Origin of the sequence: Kitasatospora misakiensis (genome assembly GCF_042656005.1) — a bacterium.
In the GTDB taxonomy this organism is placed as follows: domain Bacteria; phylum Actinomycetota; class Actinomycetes; order Streptomycetales; family Streptomycetaceae; genus Kitasatospora; species Kitasatospora misakiensis.
Window position 1 is genome coordinate 280,157 of the sequence record NZ_JBHSOF010000003.1, and the last position, 3,989, is coordinate 284,145.

At 77.1% G+C, this 3,989-nt stretch carries 2 protein-coding genes; one reads left to right on the forward strand and one right to left on the reverse strand.

The window, feature by feature from the left end; all coding sequences use genetic code 11:
- Nucleotides 1–60: 60 nt before the first annotated feature.
- Nucleotides 61–1,779 (forward strand): translation initiation factor 2, encoded by a 1,719-nt coding sequence (locus ACFP3U_RS05075; protein ID WP_380223949.1) that lies wholly within the window; start codon nt 61–63, stop codon nt 1,777–1,779.
- 40 nt (nt 1,780–1,819) lie between these two features.
- On the opposite strand, the gene ACFP3U_RS05080 is transcribed toward ACFP3U_RS05075, so the two are convergent.
- Nucleotides 1,820–3,925: an NB-ARC domain-containing protein gene (locus ACFP3U_RS05080; RefSeq protein ID WP_380223950.1), complete on the reverse strand. Its 2,106-nt coding sequence runs from the start codon at nt 3,923–3,925 to the stop codon at nt 1,820–1,822.
- Nucleotides 3,926–3,989 lie beyond the last annotated feature (64 nt).

Below are 3,989 nucleotides of genomic sequence, written 5' to 3' on the forward strand. Positions count from 1 at the left end.
AGCCAGCCAGCCAGCCAGCCAGCCAGCCAGCCAGCCAGCCAGCCAGCCAGCCAGCCAGCCGTGCCGGCACCGGCGACCCCGGCCACCAGCCCCGACGATGAGTCCCAACCCCCGCGCGACGTACTGCTCGCCGTCCGCTCCGCAGCCGCGCTGCACCGGCTGCTGGACCTGCTGCCCGTCTTCGACGGCGACGCCCGCGTCCGGTGCCGGTTCACCCTCGTCCCCGGCTCAGCCTTCGACGCGGACGCGCTGAGCGCCGTCGTCTCCTCCGGGGCCCGCTGCCTGTCCTGGCCGGAGGCGGCGTCCCGGCGCCACGACCTGATCCTCACCGCCAACCCGAAGGGTGAACTCGCCGCGCTGCGCGGGCCGAAGGTCCTGCTGCCGCACGGCGCCGGGTTCAACAAGGCGCTCGCGGACGAGGGTTCGCCGCACCTCCCGTCCGGCCTGGACCCGGCGTTCCTGCTCACCGAGGACGCGCGCCCGATCGCCGCCCTGCACGCCCTGGCCCACCCCGACCAGGTGGCCCGGCTCGCCGCGCACTGCCCGCCCGCCGAAGCGGCGGCGCTGGTGGCCGGTGACCCCACGCTCGACCGGATCCTCCTCTCGCTGGACCGGCGCGAGGCGTTCCGGAGGGCGCTCGGCACCGGCTCGCGCCGGCTGGTGGTGCTCTCCTCCACCTGGGGTCCGGAGTCGCTGCTCACCCGCCACCCCGGGCTTCCGGCCCGGCTTGCCGCCCGACTCCCCCACGACGCCTACCAGTTGGCGCTCGTCGTGCACCCCAACGAGTACAGCCGCACCGGCTCCTTCGAGCTGGCCCGGCGGCTGCGCCCGGCCCTGGACGCGGGGCTGGTGCTGGCCGGGCCGTTCGAGGAGTGGGCGGCGCTGCTGGTCGCCGGTGACACGGTGGTCACCGACCACGGCTCGACCGCGCTCTACGCGGCGGCGCTCGACCGGCCTGTGGTGGCGGTCTGCGACGGCGGCGGCGAGCTGGTCCCGGGCAGTCCGATGGCCCGACTGCTGGCCGCCGCCCCCCGGCTGGACCCCTCCGGTGACGACGCGGCGGCCGTCCTCACCGCCCCGGCGCCGCCCGGCCCCGGCACCCGCCGTTTCGCCGAGGCGGCGTTCGCCCTCCCCGGGGAGGCGCTGGCCACCCTCGGCCCGGAGCTGTACGCGCTGCTCGGCCTGGTCCCGCCGGCCCGCCCGGCGCGGCCCCGCCCGCTCACCGCCCTGCCCGCCGCGCCCCGCACCCCGGCCGCCTTCGCCGTCCTCGTCCGGAGGGCTGAGTCGAACGGAGAGGACCCGGACACCGTCACGATCGACCGCCTCCCGCCGTGGACCGACCGGCCGTACCACCACCTGGCCGCCGAGTACGGCCGCGCCGGGATCCGCCAGGCCCAGAGCGCGGCCCTGCTCTACCGGCGGGCGACGGGCGCCGCAGCGGCGCCGGACGCCTGGCACCACGAGGACCGGACGGCCGCCGACTGGCTCGACGAGGCCCTCGCCGATCACCTCGGCTGCCGGACCGCCGCCGTCGTCCTCTCCCCCACCCGCTGCCTGGTCCGGCGGCTCGACGGCGACCCGTTCACCGTCCTGATCGAGCCCCACCGGGCGGCCGGCCGCGTCCGCCGCACCGACCCCGCCGCCGTCCTCTCCGCCGTCCACGCCCGGCTCGGCACCGGGCCCGCGCCGGACGGCCCGCTCACCTGCCGCATCGACGGAACGCCCTACCGGGCCCACCTCACCATGGCCACCGAAGCCGACCTGGGACAGCTCGTCTGAGACCCCGCCCGGACCGCCCCACCCGAACCGCCCCACCCCGTCACGCGATCGGCGCGACGCCGTCCCCGTCGGGGCCGCGCAGCGCCTCGACGGCCGCCCGGTAGCCGGCCGCGCCCACGGTGTCCCCGGCCTCCTCGCTGAGCGCCATCAGCGCTTCCAGCACCCGCAGTTCGTCGCCCGCCGAGCGCCGTTCGCGGGCGGCGGTCAGCGCCGCCTCGTAGAGGTGGACGGCCTCCGCCCCGCGACCGGCCGCCCGCAGGGCGCCGCCCAGCTCGAAGCCGGTCCGGGCGATCATCCGCTCCCGGCCGAGCGCGTTCGCGGTGGTGTGCGCTTCGCTCAACAGGTCGACGGCACGCGGGAGTTCACCGAGCGCGACGGCGGCCCGGCCGAGCAGATAGGTCTGCAGCATGGCACCGTAGGTGTTGCCGATGGCCCGGTGCTCCTCCCGCGCCGCCTCGAAGTCCGGGACGGCCGCCGCCCAGTCACCCCGCACCGAGGCGAGCTTGCCGCGGAACTCGACGGCGGAGGCGCGGAGTTTGCGGGCCTCGTCGGAGTCGCCGAGCAGCCGGGCACCGTTGACGGCCAGCCTCAACTCCTCGGCGGCCTCCGCGTATCGGCGCTGCTCCCAGAGCGGGCGGGCGAGCTGACAGCGCATCCGGACGGTCGCGGCGAGCCGTTCGGCCCGGACGGCGGCGGCCACACCGTGACCGAAGGCCTCGATGACGTCGGCGTAGTGCCGGTGGTCGAGGAAGTGCGTCCAGAGGGCTTCGCAGAGCGCCACCGCCTCCTCGTCGAGCCCGTCCTCGGCGGCGATCCGCACACAGCCGTAGAGGGCGAGCCGCTCGTCCTCCAGCCAGCGCAACGCCGCGCGGGCGTCCGGGAATTCGAGGTCCGGCACCGCTTCGGGGGCGGGCGCCCCGGCGGCCGGGGCGGAGACGGTGAGCCGGGGACCGGCGGCGACCAGGTCGGCGCGGCCGGCCTGCCGCCGGTACCACCGCACCAGTCGCCGGCGGGCCTCGGCGGCCTCCGCGGCGGCGCCCGGCGTCCGCTCCGCCCGCCGCAGGGCGTGCCCGCGCAGCAGGGCGTGCAGGCCGAGGCCGTCGGGGCGCCGTTCCAGCAGCCCGGCGGTGTCCAGTTCGTCGAGCGCGGCGGCGGCCCGGTCGGGGTCGGTGTCGAGGAGGGCGGCGGCCACGTGGTCGTCCACCACGGGGGCGGGGTGGTGCGGCAGCAGCCGGTAGAGCCGGGCCTCGACGGGGCCGAGGCTCGCGTACGCCGCGTCCCAGACCGCCTCCACCACGGGCACGCCCTCCCGGTCCAGCTCGGCGGTCAACTCCTCCACCAGTCGGCGCAGTTCGCGGCGCTTGTGACGGCGGATCCAGCGCCCGGCGACGTACAGCGCGGCGGGCAGGCCGGCGCAGCGGCGGGCGAGTTCGGCGGCCGACTCGGGGTCGGCGGCGAGCCGGTCGACGGCGGAGCGGTCGTCGATGACGATCCGGCGCAGCAGATTGACGGCGTCCTCGGGGGCGAGCGGGCCGAGCGGCAGGTCGACGAGGCGGACGCCGTCGAGGTCGTAGAGCGGCCCGTGGCTGGCGACGATGACCACGCTCGCCGCGGAGGCGGGCAGCAGGGGCCGCAGTTCGGCGCCGCTGCGGGCGTTGTCGACCACGACGACCAGCCGCCTGCCCTGGGTGGCGGTCCAGTACTGACGGGCCCGGCCGCGCAGTTCCGGCTCGGGCCGGGCGTCCGGGTCGAGCGAGCGCAGCAGGTCGCCGAGGGCGTCGGCGGTCTCGACGGCGCCGTCGCGCCGCAGGTCGTCGAGGTCGACGTGCAGCGCGCCGTCCGGGCAGTGGGCCAGCAGGGCGCGGGCGAGTTCGAAGCCGAGCGCGGTCTTGCCGATCCCGCCCATACCGCTGAGGGCCACCACCAGCGGCCCGCCGCCGTCCGGCGCCTCGGCGAACGCCGCCAGCACCCTCGCCCGCTCGTCGATCCGGTCCTCGAAGTGCGCGAGCGCCGGCGGCAACTGGCACGGCACGGCGGCGTCCCGCACGGCCGCCTGATGCACGTGCAACTCCCCGACGGACCCCGCCTGCACGATGGACCCGGCCCGCACCTGCCCGTCCACCCTGTTCCACGTCTCTTCGGCCACCCGTCAACTCTAGACGAGTAGGTCCAATGTGATTAGTGGTCGTAAGCGATCAGCGAGCGGGTGA